This is a genomic window from Kitasatospora sp. NPDC048662 (assembly GCF_055587065.1).
The window spans coordinates 239,357-258,038 of the sequence record NZ_JBVJHA010000005.1 but is presented as its reverse complement, the minus strand read 5'-3'; the positions used below and the strand labels follow the sequence as shown (position 1 = coordinate 258,038).

The 18,682-nt window shown below is 73.1% G+C and carries 15 protein-coding genes and 2 pseudogenes; 10 read left to right on the top strand and 7 right to left on the bottom strand.

Features of this window, described 5'->3' with window-relative positions; all coding sequences use genetic code 11:
• Window positions 1-11 precede the first annotated feature (11 nt).
• Entirely contained in the window at window positions 12-410 is a 399-nt protein-coding gene (locus ACZ6R9_RS17030; RefSeq protein WP_465538722.1) for a YkvA family protein, read from the bottom strand.
• 186 nt (window positions 411-596) lie between these two features.
• Between ACZ6R9_RS17030 and ACZ6R9_RS17025 the strand changes: the two genes are divergently transcribed.
• Window positions 597-851: a hypothetical protein gene (locus tag ACZ6R9_RS17025; RefSeq protein WP_380480511.1), complete on the top strand. Its 255-nt coding sequence runs from the start codon at window positions 597-599 to the stop codon at window positions 849-851.
• Window positions 852-918: 67 nt separating this feature from the next.
• Here ACZ6R9_RS17025 and ACZ6R9_RS17020 read toward each other — a convergent pair whose 3' ends face one another.
• Window positions 919-1,410, bottom strand: coding sequence for a glutathione peroxidase (locus ACZ6R9_RS17020; protein WP_465538721.1), 492 nt, complete (start codon window positions 1,408-1,410; stop codon window positions 919-921).
• A 249-nt stretch (window positions 1,411-1,659) separates the two neighbouring features.
• Here ACZ6R9_RS17020 and ACZ6R9_RS17015 point away from each other — a divergent pair, with 249 nt between their 5' ends.
• The 5 genes and pseudogenes from ACZ6R9_RS17015 to ACZ6R9_RS16995 all read left to right on the top strand — a co-directional run.
• On the top strand, window positions 1,660-4,008 hold the full coding sequence (locus tag ACZ6R9_RS17015; RefSeq protein WP_465538720.1) for a heavy metal translocating P-type ATPase: 2,349 nt from the start codon (window positions 1,660-1,662) through the stop codon (window positions 4,006-4,008).
• A gap of 267 nt (window positions 4,009-4,275) precedes the next feature.
• A complete protein-coding gene (locus tag ACZ6R9_RS17010; protein ID WP_380480517.1) occupies window positions 4,276-4,794 on the top strand; it encodes a (2Fe-2S)-binding protein in 519 nt (172 codons plus the stop codon).
• 2 nt (window positions 4,795-4,796) lie between these two features.
• Window positions 4,797-5,786 (top strand): FAD binding domain-containing protein, encoded by a 990-nt coding sequence (locus ACZ6R9_RS17005; RefSeq protein WP_465538719.1) that lies wholly within the window; start codon window positions 4,797-4,799, stop codon window positions 5,784-5,786.
• Window positions 5,783-7,993, top strand: coding sequence for a xanthine dehydrogenase family protein molybdopterin-binding subunit (locus tag ACZ6R9_RS17000; protein WP_380480521.1), 2,211 nt, complete (start codon window positions 5,783-5,785; stop codon window positions 7,991-7,993). Before ACZ6R9_RS17005 ends, ACZ6R9_RS17000 begins: the two co-directional genes overlap by 4 nt.
• Before the next feature lie 46 nt (window positions 7,994-8,039).
• A pseudogene (locus tag ACZ6R9_RS16995) lies at window positions 8,040-8,391 on the top strand (XdhC family protein); the annotation flags it as partial.
• A 52-nt stretch (window positions 8,392-8,443) separates the two neighbouring features.
• Here ACZ6R9_RS16995 and ACZ6R9_RS16990 read toward each other — a convergent pair.
• A complete protein-coding gene (locus tag ACZ6R9_RS16990) occupies window positions 8,444-9,427 on the bottom strand; it encodes a LysR family transcriptional regulator (protein ID WP_380480523.1) in 984 nt (327 codons plus the stop codon).
• 219 nt (window positions 9,428-9,646) lie between these two features.
• Here ACZ6R9_RS16990 and snpA point away from each other — a divergent pair, with 219 nt between their 5' ends.
• Entirely contained in the window at window positions 9,647-10,276 is a 630-nt protein-coding gene (gene snpA, locus ACZ6R9_RS16985; RefSeq protein ID WP_380480525.1) for a snapalysin, read from the top strand.
• Window positions 10,277-10,486: 210 nt separating this feature from the next.
• The gene (locus ACZ6R9_RS16980) at window positions 10,487-11,467 is read left to right on the top strand and encodes a ferritin family protein (protein WP_465538718.1); all 981 of its coding nucleotides are present in this window, start codon (window positions 10,487-10,489) and stop codon (window positions 11,465-11,467) included.
• 114 nt (window positions 11,468-11,581) lie between these two features.
• On the opposite strand, the gene ACZ6R9_RS16975 is transcribed toward ACZ6R9_RS16980, so the two are convergent.
• The 4 genes from ACZ6R9_RS16975 to ACZ6R9_RS16960 all read right to left on the bottom strand — a co-directional run bounded on the left by ACZ6R9_RS16975 (window position 11,582) and on the right by ACZ6R9_RS16960 (window position 17,088).
• Window positions 11,582-12,250 (bottom strand): class F sortase, encoded by a 669-nt coding sequence (locus tag ACZ6R9_RS16975; protein WP_465538717.1) that lies wholly within the window; start codon window positions 12,248-12,250, stop codon window positions 11,582-11,584.
• An 82-nt stretch (window positions 12,251-12,332) separates the two neighbouring features.
• The gene (locus tag ACZ6R9_RS16970; protein ID WP_465538716.1) at window positions 12,333-14,156 is read right to left on the bottom strand and encodes a DUF7507 domain-containing protein; all 1,824 of its coding nucleotides are present in this window, start codon (window positions 14,154-14,156) and stop codon (window positions 12,333-12,335) included.
• Between the two features lie 274 nt (window positions 14,157-14,430).
• Window positions 14,431-16,389, bottom strand: a complete 1,959-nt coding sequence (locus ACZ6R9_RS16965; RefSeq protein WP_465538715.1) for an ATP-binding cassette domain-containing protein — start codon at window positions 16,387-16,389, stop codon at window positions 14,431-14,433.
• 333 nt (window positions 16,390-16,722) lie between these two features.
• Window positions 16,723-17,088, bottom strand: coding sequence for a hypothetical protein (locus tag ACZ6R9_RS16960; protein ID WP_465538714.1), 366 nt, complete (start codon window positions 17,086-17,088; stop codon window positions 16,723-16,725).
• A 630-nt stretch (window positions 17,089-17,718) separates the two neighbouring features.
• Between ACZ6R9_RS16960 and ACZ6R9_RS16955 the strand changes: the two are divergent.
• Window positions 17,719-18,134 (top strand): annotated as a pseudogene (locus ACZ6R9_RS16955) (glycoside hydrolase family 3 protein); the annotation flags it as partial.
• A gap of 165 nt (window positions 18,135-18,299) precedes the next feature.
• Window positions 18,300-18,623, top strand: coding sequence for a fibronectin type III-like domain-contianing protein (locus ACZ6R9_RS16950; RefSeq protein WP_465538855.1), 324 nt, complete (start codon window positions 18,300-18,302; stop codon window positions 18,621-18,623).
• The last annotated feature ends 59 nt before the right edge of the window (window positions 18,624-18,682 follow it).

Sequence of the window (18,682 nt, the reverse complement as noted above, 5' to 3'; positions counted from 1 at the left end):
GGCAGCGGTGTTCAGCCGTCGGCGGGCAGTTCGCCGGCGGCCCCGCGCCGCGTCCACGCCACGTACCGGCCGGACTCCCGGGTCAGGCCCACCAGGAACCACAGCAGCAGGCCGGTGTCGTCGCTCCAGCCGAGCACCGGGATGAAGTCCGGGATCGCGTCGATCGGGCTGACCAGGTACACCGCCACCACGAACGCCAACAGCAGCAGCTTGCCCGGCCCCACCCCCGGGTAGCGGCGCAGCAGCACGTCCCGGACCAGGCGCGGCAGCGCCCACACCCGCGCCGCCAGGCCGGGCGCGCCCGGCTGCCGGGTCTCCCGGTACAGCCCCCACGCGGAGCGCGTCACCGCCAGGCCGTCCAGCCCGCGCACCCGCGCCACCGACCCCTTCGACGCCTTGCCCTTGCCCACGCGGTCCTCCCGAGGAACCCTCCGACTTCCCTCCACGGTACGGGACCGCCCACGTCCACCACGGCCCGTGCCGGACCGCAGCCCCTTCGTGACGCTTCCGGCACGGTCGCGGCCGAACGGTGACACCTGCGGCGGCATCGGCGGTGCGAGCATGCGCGGCACGCGGACGCGGCCGAAGCTGGCGGCATGACGACCAACAGCAACACCGGAAACGGGACGGGCACGGCCGAGGAGCCCCTGGTGCGGGTCGCGGAGTTCCGCACCGACAGCCGCTACCGCCTCGTCCACTTCAAGGACGCCGGATGGAAACCGCTCGCCCCCGAGGAGTTCGAACCGGAGGTGAAACACCACTTCCCCGACCTCGACCCGCACGACCCGGTCCGCGTCCACTGGGACGACCGCCCCTGGCAGTGGCCCGCCTGGCACCCCGGCGAGGCCTGAAGGCCCGAGAGAACCACGGAACCCGCCGGCCGGTCCGCTTTCCCGACCGCCCGGCGGGTTCCGTCCGTCAGCCGCGCAGCTGCGCCTCGATCGCCGCCACCAGCTCCGCCGACTCCGGCTCGGTCCGCGGCCGGAACCGGCCGACCGGCTCGCCGTCCGCGCCCACCAGGAATTTCTCGAAGTTCCACTGGACGTCCCCGGCCTCGCCCGAGGCGTCCGCCAGCTCCGTCAGCCGCGCGTAGAGCGGGTGCCGACCGGCCCCGTTCACCTCGACCTTCTCGAACAGCGGGAACGACACCCCGTACGTGGTCGAGCAGAACTCCTGGATCTCCTCCGCCGACCCCGGCTCCTGCCCCGCGAACTGGTTGCACGGGAAGCCGAGCACGGTGAACCCGCGCTCCCCGTACGTCTGCTGCAACCGCTCCAGACCCGAGTACTGCGGCGTCAACCCGCACTTCGACGCCACGTTCACCAGCAGCAGCACCTTGCCCCGGTACTCCGCCAGCGACGACGGCTCGCCCGCCGGCGTCCGGATCGGAAGCTCGAACAGCGACTCCATTGCCCCACCTGCCCTCTGTACGCCGGCCCCCGGGCACCCCGGGACGCCGGACGGGAAACACCAACACCGCCGAACCTACCGCGCGCCACCCGGGCTTCCGGGCTCTTGCGCCCCGGGGCCCCGGGATCTTGTGGCCCGCCCCTGAAGGATCTTGTGGCCTGTCCGCCGGGACGGACGGCCCCTGGCCGGACCCGGTGGACCGAGGTGCACTGGAAGGGACACCCACAGCCCGAGCGGAGGAGACCCCCCATGGCACCGCACACCGCGCCGAGCGAACAGGGCGGCGCCCGACGGCTGCTGAGCGGCGGCGGCATCGAACCCGTCCTGCTCGGCGCGATCACCCTCGCCACCGCCGCCGGCCTGATCGCCTGGGCGGCCGGCGCCCACGGCTTCGCCGACCGGTGCTGGATCGTCGCCACCGCCGCCGCCATCGCCCCCGCCCTGATGTGGGTCGTCCAAGCCCTGCGACGCGGCCGGGCCGGCGTCGACCTGATCGCCGTCCTCGCCCTGGTCGGCACCCTCGCCACCGGCGAATACCTGGCCGGCGCGCTGATCGCCCTGATGCTCTCCGGCGGCCGCTGGCTGGACGCCGCCGCCGAACGCCGCGCCACCCGCGACCTGCGCGAACTGCTCCGCCACGCCCCCCGCACCGCCCGCCGGCGCACCGGCGACACCACCGAGACCGTCCCGCTCGCCGACATCCGGATCGGCGACCGGCTGGTCGTCGGCCCCGGCGAAACCGTCCCCGTGGACGGCCGGATCACCGGCAGCCGCGCCGTCCTCGACGAATCCGTGCTCACCGGCGAATCCGCCCAGGTCACCCGCGAGGCCGGCGACCCCGTCCGCAGCGGCGCCGTCAACGCCGGCAGCGCCTTCGACCTGCGCGCCACCGCCACCGAGGAACACAGCACCTACGCCGAGATCGTCCGCCTCACCCAACAGGCCGGCGCCGAACGCGCCCCCGTCATCCGCCTCGCCGACCGCTACGCCGCCTGGTTCCTGCCGCTCGCCCTCGCCGCCGCCGGCCTCGCCTGGCTGATCTCCGGCGACGCGATCCGCGCCGTCGCCGTCCTGGTCGTCGCCACCCCCTGCCCGCTGCTGCTCGCCGCACCCGTCGCCGTGGTCTCCGGCATCTCGCGCGCCGCGCGCAAGGGCGTCGTGGTCCGCGACGGAGCCGCCCTGGAGACCCTCGGCCGGGCCCGCACCGTCTGCCTCGACAAGACCGGCACCCTCACCACCGGGCGCCCCCGCGCCTTCGACATCGCCACCGCCCCCGGCCACACCCCCGCCGAGGTCCTCGCCCTCGCCGCCGCCGTAGACCAGTACTCCCCGCACGTCCTCGCCGAAGCCATCACCGCCGCCGCGGCCGAACGGGGCCTCACCCTGCCCCCCGTCCACGACGTCACCGAACAACCCGGCCAGGGCGCCCGGGCCACCCTGGCCGACGGCAGCACCGCCACCGTCGGCCAACGCGACACCGAGCACCTTCCCGCGGAGCGCCTGCCCGCCTGGATCCGCGCCGCCGACAACCGCGCCGCGCTCGACGGCGCCGCCCTCGCCTGGGTCGCCGTGGACGACCGGCCGATCGGCGCCGTCCTGCTCCGCGACCCCGTCCGGCACGACGCCCCGCGCACCGTCCGCCGCCTGCGCGAGGCGGGCGTCACCCGGCTGGTCATGATCACCGGCGACCGCCCCGAACCCGCCCGCGAAATCGCCGCCGTGGTCGGCCTCGACGAGGTCCGCGCCCGCCAGTCGCCCACCGACAAGGTCGCCTCCGTCCGCGCCGAACGCGAACGCGCCGTCACCGTCATGGTCGGCGACGGCGTCAACGACGCCCCCGCACTCGCCGCCGCCGACGTCGGCGTCGCCATGGGCGCCCGCGGCGCCAGCGCCTCCTCCGAAGCCGCCGACATCGTCCTCACCGCCGACCGCGTCGACCGCCTCGCCGACGCCGCCCAGATCGCCACCCGCTCCCGCCGGATCGCCGTCCAGTCCGCGCTCGGCGGCATGCTGCTCTCCCTCGTCGCCATGGGCTTCGCCGGATTCGGCCTGCTGCCGCCCGCCGCCGGCGCCCTGCTCCAGGAACTCATCGACGTCGCCGTCATCCTCAACGCCCTGCGCGCCCTGCGCCCCGGGCGCGGCACCGGGCCGGAGATCTCCGCCGACACCGAAGAACTCGTCCACCGCTTCGCCGCCGAACACGACGACCTGCGCGAGGTCGTGGAAGCCGTCCGCGACGCCGCCGACCGCCTCACCACCTCGGACCCCGCCGACGCACTCCTCGCCGTCCGGCACGTCGACCACCTCCTCACCACCCGACTCCTCCCGCACGAGGAAGCCGAGGAACACGAGCTCTACCCCGCCCTCGCCGAGGCCCTCGGCGGCCCCGAAACCACCGCCACCATGAGCCGCACCCACACCGAGATCCACCGCCTCGCCCACCGCATCAGCACCCACCTCGCCCACGCGGAGCCCGTCGGCGCCCTCGCCCCCGAACAGCACGACGACCTGCGGGCCTGCCTCTACGGCCTGCACTCCGTCCTGCAACTGCACTTCGCACAGGAGGAGGAGAACTACTTCTCGCTGAGCGCCGCCTGACAGATCGTCGTCCTGCATCAGCGGCCCGCCGGGACCGTCCGCCACACGGCGGACGGTCCCCGGGCGACGGGGCGCGCTCGCTGCACACCGTCAGGAGCGTGGCGCAGTCCATTGGCGTGTCGTCACGTGACGTAGCGCCACGGCAGGTGGCGCGGGTACCCCAGGGGCTTGACCAGGGGTCAACCCTGGTACGCGGGCCCTGCTCCCAGGGAATAGTCGTGCATGTCCTTCCCCAGGTCTCCCCGGCGCTCAAGAAATCGAGGCACCATGAAGCACCCAACGACCGAGGCACGCCGCTCCGGGCAGTCGCCTCCCGTCGTGCCGCACGTTGACGTCACGCTCACCGTCAACGGCGCCGCGTACGCCCTCCGGGTCGACGCCCGCGTCACGCTCCTCGACGCGCTGCGTGACCATCTGGGCCTCACCGGGGCGAAGAAGGGGTGCGACCAGGGTGCCTGCGGTGCGTGCACGGTCATGGTGGACGGGAAGCGCGTGGTCGCCTGCCTCGTCCTGGCCGCCCAGTGCGAGGGCCGGGAAGTCACCACCATCGAGGGGCTGTCCCCGGACGGCGAGCCGCACCCCATGCAGGCCGCCTTCGCGCGCCACGACGCGTTCCAGTGCGGCTACTGCACTCCGGGACAGATCATGTCCGCGGTCTGCCTCGTCGCCGAGGGACGGGCCGGCACCGACGAGGACATCCGCGAGTTCATGAGCGGCAACCTCTGCCGCTGCGGCGTCTATCCGAACATCCGCGCGGCCATCCGCGATGTCACCGGGGAGCGCTGACCGTGTACCCCTTCGCCTACGCCCGGGCCACTGACGTCGCCCAGGCGGTCGCCGACGCCGCCGCCGACCCGCACACCTCGTACCTCGCGGGCGGGACCACGCAGCTGGACCTCATGAAGGACGGGGTGGTGCGGCCTGGGCGGCTCCTCGACATCACCCGCCTCCCGCTCGGCGGCATCACGTACACCGGGACCACGATCCGGGCCGGTGCGCTGACGACGATGGAAGAACTCGCCGCCGACACCGTCGTGCGCGAACGCCTGCCGTTCGTCCGGGAAGCCCTGCTGCTCGGGGCGTCGCCCCAGCTCCGCAACATGGCCACGATCGGTGGCAACCTGCTCCAGCGGGCCCGCTGCCGCTACTTCCGGGACCCCGCTGTCCTGGCCTGCAACAAGCGCGATCCCGGGTCAGGATGCGCCGCCGTCGATGGCAGCCACCGCATGCACGCCATCCTCGGCACCAGCGACCACTGCATCGCCCTGCACGCCTCGGACGTGGCGGTGCCCCTGGCGGCCCTCGACGCCGTCGTCCACATCCAGGGCACCGACGGCCCGCGGTCGGTCCCCCTCACCCGGTTCCACCTCCCGCCGGGCGACACCCCGCACGTCGAGAACGTGCTGCGGCACGGCGAGCTGATCACCGCGGTCGAGATCCCGCTGCTCCCGCCCGCCGCGCGCTCGCACTACCTCAAGGTCCGCGACCGGGCCTCGTACGAGTTCGCCCTGACCTCGGCCGGCGTGGCCCTCGTCCTGGAGGACGGGCTCGTCCGGGAGGCACACGTCGCGCTCGGCGGCGTGGGCACCGTGCCCTGGCGTGCCTGGGGCGCCGAGGACGTACTGCGCGGCTCCCGAGCGACCCCGGAGGTGTTCCGCGCGGCGGCGCGGGCCGCCCTGGAAGGCGCCCGGCCGCTGCCGGGCATGGCGTTCAAGGTGGACCTGGCCGCGCGCACCCTCGTCCGCACCCTCGAGACGGTGGCAGGAGTACGGTCATGACGACCTTCGGAACCAGCGGCATCGTCGGCGCGGGAATCGAGCGCGTGGACGCCCCGCTGAAAGTCACCGGGGCGGCGCACTACCCCAACGACTTCTCCCTGCCGGGCATGGTCCACGCCGCCCTGGTGGGCAGCACCGTCGCCGCCGGACGCATCCGGGACATCGACGTGTCGCGGGCCGAGGCGGCCCCGGGCGTTCTGGCCGTCATCACCCACCTCACCGCGCCCGAGCTGGCGCGCGGTCCACTGACACTCCTGGGCGGATCGCCCCCGGCGCCGCTGCAGGACGACCGGATCCTGCACTACGGCCAGCACGTCGCCGTCGTCGTGGCCGAGAGCGCCGAGCAGGCGCGGCACGGGGCACGGCTGGTGCACGTCGACTACCAGGCGACCGAGGCCGTGCTCGACCTCGACGACCCCCGGGCCGAGATCGTGGACGATCCCTGGGGACTGGACACCCGCAAGGGCGACGTCGCCGCCGGCTTCGCCCGGGCCGACGTCGTCGTCGAGGACACGTACACCACCCCCGACAACACCAACAACCCGCTGGGGTTGATGACCACGCTGGCCTCGTGGCACGGCGACGCGCTCACGGTGCACGACTCCACCCAGTGGCCGCACAACGTCCGCACCACGCTGGCCGTCGTCTTCAAGGTGCCCGAGAGCGGCATCAGGGTCCTCGCGCCGTTCGTCGGCGGCGGCTTCGGGGCCGGTCTGCGGGTGTGGCCGCACGTCATCCTCACCGTGCTGGCGGCCCGGCAGGTCAGGCGGCCCGTCAAACTCGTCCTGACCCGCCCGCAGATGTTCACCTCGGTGGGACACCGGCCGAACAGCGTCCAGCGGATCAGGATCGGCGCCACGCGCGACGGCGACCTCCTCGCCATCGAGCACCACGGCCTGTCCTCGGTGGCCATGGAGGACGACGACTACGAACCGGTGTCGTTCGGCTCGGCCGTCGCCTACGCCTGCCCCCACGTGCTCACCGAGGACAAGCAGGTCCGACTCAACATCCCCTGCCCCGGCTCCATGCGGGCGCCGGCCGAGGGCCAGGGCAACTTCGCCCTGGAGTCCGCCATCGACGACGTCGCCCACGCCCTCGGCATGGACCCCCTGGAGTTCCGCCTGCGCAACCACGCCCAGCAGCACCCGCTGTCGGGCCTGCCCTGGTCGAGCAACGCGCTGCGGGAGTGCTACCTGCGGGGCGCCGAGCGCTTCGGCTGGTCCCGGTACACACCGGAACCCGGTTCGATGCGGGACGGCCGCTGGCTCGTCGGATACGGCCTGGCCGGCGTCTCCTACCCCTTCTACCAGGTGCCCTGCCAGGCGCGCGTCTCCGTGCGCCGGGACGGCTCTGCCCACGTGCGCAGCGCCGCCGTTGACATCGGAACCGGCACCTACACGGTGATGACCCAGCTGACGGCCGGGCTACTCGGCCTGGAGGTCGAGCGGGTCCGCTTCGACCTCGGCGACTCCGACATGCCGTACGCGCCCCAGGCGGGCGGTTCCGGCCTCACCGGCGCGCTCGCCAACGCCGTCCACGCGGCGTGCCGGCGGCTGGTGCGGGAGTTCCTGGACGTGGTGGCCGACGACGCCGCCTCCTCGCTGCGCGGGGCGGCGCCCGACGATGTCACCGTCACCGGAGGACGCATCCACCGCACCGGGGACACGGCCCGGGGGGAGTCCTTCGCGGACATCCTGGCCCGCCACGGCCTCGAAGAACTGAGCGCCGACGGCAGGAGCACACCTCCCCGGTCCGAGGACCTGGGCATGGCCCTCGCGGGTGCCTTCGGAGCGAAGTTCGTCGAGGTACGCGTCGATCCGGCCCTCGGCCTGCTGCGCGTCGCCCGGGTGGTGTCCGCGATCGACGGCGGGCGGATCCTCAACGAGAAGACCGCCGCTGGCCAGATCATCGGCGGCACGGTCGGCGGCATCAGCCAGGCCCTGTTCGAGGAGACCCTCACCGACCGGGGTACCGGGCGCATCGCCAACGCCACCTTCGGCGACTACCTCATGCCCGTCAACGCGGACGTACCCGACGTGGAGGTGCTGTTCGTGGGCGGTCCCGACCGCGCGACGGCCGTCGGCACCAAGGGCGTCGGCGAGATCGGTCTGGTCGGGCTCGCGGCGGCCGTCGGCAACGCTGTCCGCCACGCCACGGGGCGGCGCCTGCGCTCCCTGCCCTTCACCATCGACCAGCTCATGCTCTGAGCCGCGTCCGTGCTCCGAACTGCGAGGATCCGTAAGGAGGAAGACATTGCTCGACATCGCCGACTCCCTCGATGGGTGGGCCGGGCAGGGCCGGGACTTCGCCGCGGCGACCGTCGTCGGGGTCAGCGGAAAGGGCACCCCCGGGAACCCGGCGCCGCACTGGCCGTGAACCGCGAGGGCGCCGCCGTCGGGTCGGGCTCGGGCGGGTGCGTCGAGGGCGCCGTGTACGAGCTGTGCCGGCAGGCCCTGGAGGACGGCCGGCCCGTGCGCGAGAGCTTCGGTACAGCGATGAGACCGCGTTCGCGGTGGGCCTGACCTGCGGCGGCATCATTGACGAGGCCGACGTCCGGGAAGTGGTCGCGGCGGCGGTGGGCGCGCCGAGCGGCGGTAGAGCGTCGCCGGCCTGCCCCGGCCCGGTCGGGTGAATCCGGCGCGGGGCGGGAGGGGGCGTCAGGCCGGTGGCCCTGCCGGGGCGAGGAGGGTGTGCAGGGAGCGGTTGTGGCGGCGCAGCCAGGCGCGGTAGGCGGGGTTGACGCCGGCCAGGTCGAGGTAGGCGTGGCAGAGGTCGCCCCAGAGGCCGTCGAGTGCCGGGCCGCCGACGGTGTCGGGGCGCCAGGTGAGCAGTAGCCGGACGGCGAGCGGGTCGCCGTGGACGGGGCGAAGGACGGTGCCGGGGCCGGGCGGCGAGGTGGGCTGGCAGGGGCGGACGGCTTCGCCGGAGGCGACGAGTTCGGCGGCGGTGGCGTTGTCCCGGACCTGGACCACGCGCGGGTCGAGTCCGGCCTCGGCGAAGACCCGGCGCAGCGCGGCGTACTCGTGGTCGGCGGTCGGGTCGACCATCCAGGTGTCGTGGGCGAGGTCGGCGAGGCTGACGACCGGCCGGCCGGCGGCGGGGTGGGTCTCGGCGAGGGCGACGAACTGGGGTTCGCGGGCGACCAGCACCCGCTGCTCGGTGCCGACCGGCACGTGCAGCGGAAAGCCCTCGCTCTCGTGGACGAAGGCGATGTCGAGCTGTTCGACGGCGACCAGGTGGATCAGGGCGATCGCCGAGATGTCGATGTGAATGGTGGTCTCGGTCTCCGGGAGCCGGTCGTGGATGCGGCGCAGCCAGGCGGCGACCGCGCGGCTGCCGACGCTGCCGATCCGCAGCCGGCGGCGGCCGGGCCCGGCGGCCTCGGCGCGGGCGGCGGCGACGAGGGCGTCCATCTCGGTGATCACGGGTCGGGCGCGGGAGAGCACCGAGTGGCCGAGGGCGGTGGGGCGGCTGCCGGTCCGTTCGCGGGTGAACAGCCGTCCGCCGATGGCCCGTTCGATGCGGTGCAGTTGGGTGGTCAGCGACGGCTGGGCCATGCCGAGTCGACGGGCGGCCTTTCGGACGCTGCCGGTGTCCGCGATCGCGCACAGCACCCGCAGGTGTCGGACGTCGAGCTCCATCACGGGAGCATAGCCAGGCACCCATGACCTGCCAAGGGCATGTCAAATTCTGTCAACGGGCCGTCACTCCGGGGGCTGCGCACGACTATTGCCCCGAGCTATCGCCGGTTGCCATCTCCGCACCCCGCCCGCCCTGCCCCAAGCTCGGTGCAACACCTTGTCACCGCGTCCCGGACGGCCTCCCCGCGGCCCCGGGACCCGCGAAATGGAGTTCCCCACATGAACCGCTCCATGACCGTGCTCGCCGCTGCCCTCGGACTGGTCCTCGCGGCCGGCACCGCCGCCGTGCCCGCCGCCGCGGCCACCACCACCCAGGGCTACACCCCGCCCGCGGGCATCGCCGCCACCTCCTCCGAGGAAGCCAACAACAAGGCGTTCTTCGAGGCCGTGATGAAGTCGGCCCGCGCCAAGCAGGCCGCCAACCCCTACCTGATGGCCGTCACCGTCACCTACGACGCCAGCCAGGCCCCGAGCTTCCGCACCGTCATATCCCAGAGCGCGCAGATCTGGAACTCCTCGGTCACCAACGTCCAGCTCCGCTCCGGCACCAACGCCGACTTCCGCTACTACGAGGGCAACGACTCCCGAGGCTCCTACGCCTCCACCGACGGCCACGGTCGCGGCTACATCTTCCTCGACTACGCGCAGAACCAGCAGTACAACTCGGTCCGCGTCACCGCCCACGAGACCGGCCACGTGCTCGGCCTGCCCGACCACTACTCCGGCCCGTGCAGCGAGCTGATGTCCGGCGGCGGACCCGGCACCTCCTGCACCAACCCGTACCCGAACGCCACCGAGCGCAGCCGGGTCAACAACCTCTGGCTGTACGGCCTGGCCGTCGCCGGCTGACCCCCGCCCGCCCGGGACGCAGGCCCCGCCCCGGGCCGGGCAGGCGTCCGACCACCGCACCGCAGGACCCCCGTCGCCCACCCGGGCCGGCGGGGGTCAGTGGCAGCCCTGCGGGCGGGAGGTTGGGTATCGGCCGGGAGGGGCCCGATGGGATGGGGCCGGGTGTACGGCGAACGGAGCAGACGTCTCGATCGTGGACGATCCGTCTGCTTGTATGCGAGCAGCCCCCACCCCGTCACCCACTGGGAGAAGAACGTGCTGCCTTCCGCCCGTCACCTGCTCGCGATCGGGACCTGCCTGCTGGCCGTCGGCGTCCCGTCCACCGCCGTCGCCGCCCCGCAGTCCGTCCACCGGCTCCAGCCGCAGACCCTCACCGACCTGCAGACCTCGATGCAAGGCGAAGCCTTCGCAAACGCCTCCTACACCTTCTACGCCGACCAGGCGGAGCGGGAGCAGCTGCCCGCCGTCGCGGACCTCTACCGCCGCACCGCCAAGGTGGAACTCCACGAGCACTTCCACGAGGAAGCGCTGCTCGCGGGCGTGATCGGCGACGAGGTGGCCAACCTCACCGCTGCCATCGAGGGAGAGACCTACGAATCGACCACGATGTATCCGCAGTTCGCCCGGGAGGCCGAGCAGGACGGCGACCAGAACGCGGCGGCGCTGTTCGCGGAGATCGCCAAGGACGAGGCCGCCCACAACCAGGCGTTCAAGGCCGCGCTCCGTGTCCTGCAGACCGGAGAGGGACAGGTTCCCGCCCCGCCCCAGGCCGACCAGGTCCCGGTGCCCGCCGGCCCGCCGCAGGTGCACTCGGCCCGGACCCTGGCGAACCTCGACACCGCCCTGCACGGCGAGGCGCTCGCCTTCGCCCGCTACACCGTCTTCGCCGAGCAGGCGGCACAGACCGGCGACGAGCGGGTCGCCGAACTGTTCACCGGCACCGCAGCGGTCGAGCTGCACGAGCACTTCGCCGGCGAAGCCGTCCTGCGCGGCTTCGTCAAGGACACCCGGACCAACCTGCGCACGAGCATCGCCGGCGAGAACTACGAGGCGTGGACCATGTATCCGACCTTCGCGAGGCGGGCCGAGGCCGCGGGAGACCTCGACGCGGCCGAGCTGTTCCGCCACAACTCCCGTGACGAGGCCGGCCACGCCCGGGCGTTCCAGGAGGCCCTCATCCACCTCGGCTGACCGCCGGTCACCGCCGGTGCGCCCGGCTCCCCGCGAGGGGCGCCCCGGGGGCGAAATAGGGGATCGCGGCAGCCGGTGCTCCGGCTGCCGCTTCGGCGTGTGGGAGGCGGCGTGTCACCGCGGGTCGGTTGCGGTGTTCGGGGCGAGGTGGGCGGTGATGACGAAGTTGTCGACTGCCGGGGTGTTGTCGGGCTTTTCGAGGCAGGTGAGGACGACCAGGCGGCCGGGGACGTCGGACCAGATGGCGGTGGCGTTCGGGAGGTCGGCCTTGGGGATGGTGGTGGCCTGGTCGACGATGTACTGGGTGCCGCCGGCGTCGATGACCGCGCCGGGGGTGACGTTGGAGGTGCCGGTGTCGGCGGCGAAGAGGTAGTTGCCGGGGCCGAGGGCGCCCCAGCGCAGGGAGTGCATCGCCACGTAGACGGTGCCTGCTTCGGGGGCGGTCGGGGTGCCGAGGTTGGTGATGCGGTAGGCGGCGGTGAAACCTGGGGGGACGACCGAGCCGCCGACCTCGTTCATGCTTCCCAGGGGCACGTCGAGTCCGACCGAGGGGACGATGAACCGGCCCGCGCCGTCGGGTTTCGCGTCCTGCTGCTGTTTCTGCTCGGGGGGCAGGTCTGCGCCGGGGTCGAGTCGGACGGGTCTGCCGTTCATGTCCACACCCGCCACCTGCCGCGCGGGTGCGGCGGGCTCGTGGTGGGTGAGGGCGTACCCGCCGAGCAGGGCGAGCGAGGTGGCGGTCAGTAGCAGCACCGGCCACCCGGCGCGGCGGTCCGTGGTCATGGGCGTTGCTGCTCCTCGACAGGACCGCCCGCCGGTCCCGGAGGGGCGGCGGGCGGTGCGGGGACGGACTGGACGTGACAGGTCAGGGGCGGCGCCTCTTGCGCCGCAGGGTGAGGGTGGCCAGTCCGGTGGCGGTCAGCAGGAGGGCTGCCGCGCCGGTGATCGGCCAGGCCGGTGACGAGGTGTTCGGGTCGGCCAGCGATCCGCCGGTGTCCACGGACGGGCCCTCGGGGTGGGGGCCGCGGGACGGCTTGTGGGTGGGTTCGTGGGTGGGAGTGGGCTTGGGCGAGGGGGTGGGGGTGTTCGGGGTGATCGGGAGGACGGTGCCGGCGGGCTGGGAGGTGAGTGTGGCCCCGTCGGGGAGCCGGCCGGAGGCGGTGGCGGTGTTGCGCAGGGCGCCGGTGGTGAGGTCGGCCTCGGTGATGGTGTAGCGGGCGGTGCAGCGGGTGGAGGCTCCTGCGGCGAGGGTGCCGCCCAGCGGGATGGGGTCGCAGGTGATCGGGCCGAGTGGTCCGGTGCCGGAGAAGTCGACGTCGTTGATCGCCAGCGAGGTCAGTGGCAGGTTGCCGCTGTTGAGTACGTCGAAGGTGTAGGTCACGACGTCGCCCGCCGCGGTGAGCTCGGTGATCGGCTGCCCGTCCGCGTCCGTGGCGGTCGCGGTCTTGGCGAGCGAGAGGCCCGGAGCCGCCGGGTTGATGACGATGGTGTACTCGCGTGTCGAGGTGCCGTCGACGGGGTCCGAGACCTGGACGGTGAAGGTGTAGCTGCCCGCGGCGGTGGGGGTGCCGGTGATCGTTCCGTCCGGGTTCAGCGTCAGCCCCGGTGGGAGCTCACCGGCGGCCAGTGTCCAGGTGAGCTGGGGGTTCGGGTTCTGGGTGGTCGCCTCGACCACGTCCGTGTAGCCGACGCCCACCGTCCCGTCGTGCAGGAACGGCGTGATGATGCACGGGGGCTGGGTCAGGCCTCCGGACAGGTTTTCGTTCCATCCGGAGAAGGTGTTGCAGATCAGCGTGGTGCTCGCGGCGGCGCCGGAGTAGCCCGCGATGCCGATGCCCCAGAAGTCACGCAGGGGCGGCTGGATGGGCGATCGGGTGATGTTGTTGTAGGAGATGGTGATGTTCGTACCACCTGTGACGTTGATCCCGACGTCCGCACCGTTCGGGCCGGCGATCGTGTTGTGATCGACCGTCACGTTGTTCGCGGTGAACAGCAGCATCCCGGTGGAGCTGCTCGCCGAGTTGTTGGCCGTGTACGTCAGCACGGTGTTGTCGGTGAAGGTGCCGCCGGAGTTGAAGTACTGCACCGAGTTCTGCGCGATGTTGCCGGTGACCGGCGGCGCGGGCAGGGGGATGGCCATGTCCGGCGGGCCGAGTGTGGAGCCGGTGACGTTCATGGTTGCCTCGCCGTTGGCGGTCAACCCGTTCTTCTGGAAATCCGCCACCGTGACACCGGTGACCGTCACGGTCTGCGGGCCGCCGCTGGTGGCGTCGACCATGATGCCCTGGCCGAAGTTGTAGGTCTGGTGCCGGGTGATGCCGGTGACGGTCACGTTCGACAGCGACCCCGAGGCGGAGAGGAACCTGATGCCGAAGAACGGCGCGTTCGTTCTGGAGTCGGCCGGATCCCTGGGCAGGTAGTTGCCCTGGACGGTCAGGTTCTCGATGGTCATCGTCGTGGCGCCGGAGGCGTTGCTCACCACCGCGTCCAGCAGGGGGGACGCCAGGGAACTGTCGGTCGCGGTGATCGTGTGACCGGCGCCGTCCAGGGTGTACCCGTCCGGGATCGTGAGGTTGTCCGTGGTGGCGCAGTCCCCGGTCAGGGTGATCGTGGTGCCCGAGGTGGTCGAGGCGGTGCAGACGGTGCGGATGTCCACCGTCGCGGCCGAGGCGGGGGACGGTGCCCACACCAGCGATCCCGCCACAACGGCCCCGCCGACAACGGCGGCGCTCAACATGCGACGCCGGCCGGGCCACGGTCCTCGTGGATGCCGGCGTGAAGACACGGCAGTGGTGCCGAATTGTGACGCTCTGATAATCATCATGTGACAACCTCCCGCCAGGAGGCTAGGACCCGGACAATCCGGTCAGAAGCCAACACCCCGGACACCTGGCGGCCCTGACTGCCAATCACCCGTTCGCCGCCCCAGGGAAGGGCGGCGAACGGGCCCGCGACGCTGTCGGCTACGCGGGGCGTTGGGCGGGGATGGTGCGGTCGGCCTGGAGAGTGAGGAGTTCGCGGAACAGGCCGTCGTGGTGGGCGAGTTCGCTCCAGGTGCCGGCCTGGACGATGCGGCCCTGATCGACGACGAGGACACGGTCGGCGAGGCGGGCGTTGGCCAGGTTGTGGGTGACCAGGAGGGTGATCCGGCCGGCCGCGAGGCTGCGCAGGGAGTGCAGGATGCGGTGTTCGGCGCGGGGGTCGAGGTCGGAGGTCGGCTCGTCGAGGATGAGCAGGCCCGGGCGGCGGGCGGTGCGGAAGAAGGCGCGGGAAACGGCGCCGCGTTGCCAGCCGCCGCCGGAGAGTTCGGCGCCGCCCTGCCAGCCCTGGGCGAGCAGGGTGCGCCAGCCGGAGCGCAGGCGGGCGACGGTCTCGTCGAACCCGGTCAGGGCCGCGGCCGCGGTGACGGCGGGGGCCGGGTCGCCGTCGTACTGGCCGAGGTGGACGTTCTCGGCGGCCTGCAGCGGCCAGCGAGCGAACTCCTGTGGTACGCGGGCCACTTGGCGGAACAGCCCGTCGGCGTCGAGGTCCCCGATCGGGACGCCGTCCCAGCTGATCGTCCCGCCGCCGGGCTGCGGCAGGTACAGGCCGGAGAGCAGCTTGAGCAGGGTCGACTTGCCGGAGCCGTTCTGCCCGATCACCGCGACGACCTCACCCTGGCGCAGGGTCAGGTCGATGCCACGCAGCGCCGGTTCCTGCTGCTCGCCCGGGTAGGTGTAGGTCAGGCCGGTGACCTCGATCGTCCTCGGCGGGCCGGGGACGACGCTGCCACGGGCGATCCGGTGGCCGCCGGCCTCGTCCAGGAAGGTGAAGTAGTCGTCCAGGTAGAGGCCCATCCGGTAGAGCCGGGCGCCGTTGCCGACCATGCCCTGGATGCCGCCGGCGGCGGTGCGCAGGGCGAAGGTGGCGGAGCCGGCGGCGGCCAGGCCGATGCGGCCGGTGGAGACCAGGTAGAGCAGGGCTCCCCACATCAGCGCCGCGCCGGCGCCGGTGGCCAGCGCGGCGAGCAGCGAGACCCGGGCCGCCTCGCGTCCGGCACGGTCGGTGACGGTGACGATCCTGGCCTCGGCCTGGCGGTACTTCTCCAGCATGAACGGCAGGACCTGGTCGGAGCGGACCTGGTCGGCCCGGCCCTTGTCGATCAGGTACCAGCGGTAGATCCGCAGGGCATGGCGTTCGTCGCCGGTGGTGATCGCGGCGAGGTAGTGGATGCGGGCGGTGCGCACCGCGGCGATGCCGGTGGGCACCGAGCCGAGCAGCAGGAACGGCACGAGCAGCGGGTGCAGGGTGGCGAGGACACCGGCGGCGGCGATCAGCGAGACGGTGGAGGCGATGACGTCCTGTGCGGAGGTCAGCAGGTCCTGGGTGGTGGACGCGCCCCGGTCGGCGGCCTCCCAGCGCTCCGCGTACTGGGGTTCGTCGTAGGCGGCGAGTTCGGCCGAGCACCCGGCCTCGATCAGCGCCATGTCGGCGTCCCGGTTGATCCGCGGTGCGACCTTCCCCGAGAGCGTCATCACGGCGATGCCCAGTACCGCCCGCAGCGCGGCGGACGCGGTGAGGATCGTCAACGACGGTGCGGCGTCCCGGAGATGGGCGGCGACCGGGCCCGGGCGCAGCAGGGCGGCGAGGGTGCCGGTGGTGGCGTACAGGGCGAGTGCGCCGAAGACGCCGGCGCCGAGCTGGCAGAGCAGGAGCAGGACGGTGGAGCGGCGGTCGGCGGCCCAGGCGAGGTGGAGGGCGCGGCGGATCAGCTGCGGCAGGCGGCGCACCATGGTGGTGGTGGAGATGGACTGGCCGACGAGCTGCCGCTTGTCGCCGGGGTGCTGGTAGCGCAACTCCTCGTCGTGCTCGGGGAGTTCGGTCTTGTCCTCGGGCTCGGCGTCGGCTTCCCGGGGCGGGTTCGGGTGGGCGGTCTCGGTCACGTTGCTCCCTGGTTCGACGGCTGGGCGGGGCAGGTGCGGGCATGGCCGGGTGGCAGCGGTGCCGGGTGGCGCGCTGTGTCGGGGTGCGGTTGGTGCGCCCCGATCCTGGCAGGGCGCGTTCGGCGCGTCGGGCGTGTCCCGGACGGGCTCACCCGATCCGGGTAAATCTGCGCGGGCTCCGGCGAGTTGGTGGATGTTGATCAGCCGGGCGGGCAGCGGGCGGCTACAGCGGGGTGGAGGCGCTCTCCGCGTGGACGGTGGTCCGGCCCGGGAAGCGCGCGGCCAGGACGATGGCGAGGAACCCGACGGTCGTGGCGCGGACGGCAGTTCGGTTCACGGGGCGCTCCGGGGGAGGGTCAGGGGGTGTGGGGTGGGAGGGGGCCGGTGAGGAGGGCTTCGAGGTCGGTGTCGGCCGAATTCGTAGAGCCAGGCGATCAGGCCGCCGAGGGCGAGGGCGACGAGCCACTGGGCGCTGGTGGTGACGGCTTCTCCGCTCAACTGGCCCGTTTCTTCGAGGTGGTGGGCGGCGGTGGAGGGGCTGTGCTCCAGGCGGGCGGCCATGTGGTCGTGGGCCGGGTGGGACGGGACGGTGGCCTCGCACATCAGGACGATCTCGGCGGCGGCCTGCCAGCGGGGGCGGTTGCGCAGCGCGAGCAGGCGGCTGCTGGGGGAGCTCTCGTCGGGGGCGGGGGCGGTCAACTCGGCGACGACCAGGTCGAGGAGGGCGGGTTGCGCTGCTGGAGCGCCTCACCCTGGAACAGAAGGTCCGGCTGCTGACCGGCGCCTCCGTCTGGTCGCTGCACGAGGAACCGGCCGTCGGCCTGCGCTCCATCGTGGTCTCCGATGGCCCGTGTGATCACCCCGCTCGACGGCCTGCGCTCGGCCTTCGGCACGGACCGCGTCCGGTAGGCGCCCGGCCTGCCGCCCACCGGCGAACACCCCTTAACCCGGGACTTGGTCACCGACCCGGTCACCGGCGAGGAGGGCGTCCGCGTCCGCTACCTCGACCAGGACGGCGCGGCGTTCAGCGAGGAGACCTTCGCCTCCGGCCGCCTTGCCTGGCTTGGCGACCCGCGCCTGCTCAAGGCCGCCCGCGTCGAGATCACCACCCGCCTCACCGTTGACCGCGACGGCCGGCACGACCTCGGCTTCGCCGGCATCGGCGGCTTCACCTTCGAGATCGACGGCGAGAGCGTCAGCACCGAACCGCTCGCCCCCGTCGGCGGCGACCCGGTCATCGCCCTCCTCAACCCGCCGACCCGGGTGTTCCCCCAGGAGCTGACGCAGGGTCAGGCGATTGAGCTGCGGCTGATCTGGACGCCGGCGCCGATGGGAGACTTCCCCCTCGGTGTGGTCCAGCTCGGCTACAAGGACATCTTCGGCGACCCCGCCGAGGAACTCCGGCGGGCCGTCGAGACGGCCGCCACCAGCGACCTCGCCGTGGTGGTCGTCGGCACCACCGAGGCCATCGAGTCCGAGGGCTTCGACCGTCCAGGCCTCGCCCTGCCCGAGGGCCAGGACGAGCTGGTCCGGCAGGTCCTGGCGGCCAACCCGCGCACCGTGGTGGTCGTCAACTCCGGTTCCCCCGTGGTGATGCCGTGGCTCGAGGAGGCAGCGGCCGTCGTGCTGTCCTGGTTCCCCGGCAGGAGTTCGGCGACGCCCTCGCCGACGTCCTCACCGGCGCCCGCGAGCCCGGCGGCCGACTGCCCACCAGCTGGCCCGCCCGCGAGCAGGACGTCGCCGTCTGGGACGTCGAACCGCAGGACGGCCGACTCGCCTACACCGAGGGCCTGCACATCGGCTACCGGGCCTGGCTCAAGCAGCAGCAGAACGGCGGCAACGCCCCCGCGCTGCCGTTCGGTCACGGCCTCGGCTACACCAGCTGGCAGTTCGGCGAACCGGCCGTCGGCGTGTCGGCCGACCGGGTGGTGGTCGAGGCGGACGTCGTCAACACCGGTGCGCGGCACGGCAAGCAGGTCCTGCAGGCCTACCTGTCGCGGCCCGGGTCGGCGATCGAACGGCCGGTTGCCTGGCTCGTCGGCTTCACCGTCGTGCGCGCCGATGCGGGCGAGCGGGTGCGCGCCCGCATCGAGATCGCCCCGCGTGCGTTCCAGCACTGGGACACCGAGGCGCACGCCTGGGCGACCGAGAGCGGCCCGTACACCCTGCGGATCGCGACCTCCGCCGCCGACCCCGGCCACACCGTCACGGTCACCCCGGTGGCCGGCGAGTAGCAGGGCGACACAGACCCCCTTACCGCCCTCGCGCCTGGGGGCGGAAAGGGACTGGTGCT

Coding starts and splice junctions, on each gene's coding strand:
- ACZ6R9_RS17025 (WP_380480511.1), top strand. CDS start 597: ATGACGACCAACAGCAACACCGGAAACGGGACGGGCACGGCCGAGGAG.
- ACZ6R9_RS17020 (WP_465538721.1), bottom strand. CDS start 1,410: ATGGAGTCGCTGTTCGAGCTTCCGATCCGGACGCCGGCGGGCGAGCCG.
- ACZ6R9_RS17015 (WP_465538720.1), top strand. CDS start 1,660: ATGGCACCGCACACCGCGCCGAGCGAACAGGGCGGCGCCCGACGGCTG.
- ACZ6R9_RS17010 (WP_380480517.1), top strand. CDS start 4,276: ATGAAGCACCCAACGACCGAGGCACGCCGCTCCGGGCAGTCGCCTCCC.
- ACZ6R9_RS17000 (WP_380480521.1), top strand. CDS start 5,783: ATGACGACCTTCGGAACCAGCGGCATCGTCGGCGCGGGAATCGAGCGC.
- ACZ6R9_RS16990 (WP_380480523.1), bottom strand. CDS start 9,427: ATGGAGCTCGACGTCCGACACCTGCGGGTGCTGTGCGCGATCGCGGAC.
- snpA (WP_380480525.1), top strand. CDS start 9,647: ATGAACCGCTCCATGACCGTGCTCGCCGCTGCCCTCGGACTGGTCCTC.
- ACZ6R9_RS16975 (WP_465538717.1), bottom strand. CDS start 12,250: ATGACCACGGACCGCCGCGCCGGGTGGCCGGTGCTGCTACTGACCGCC.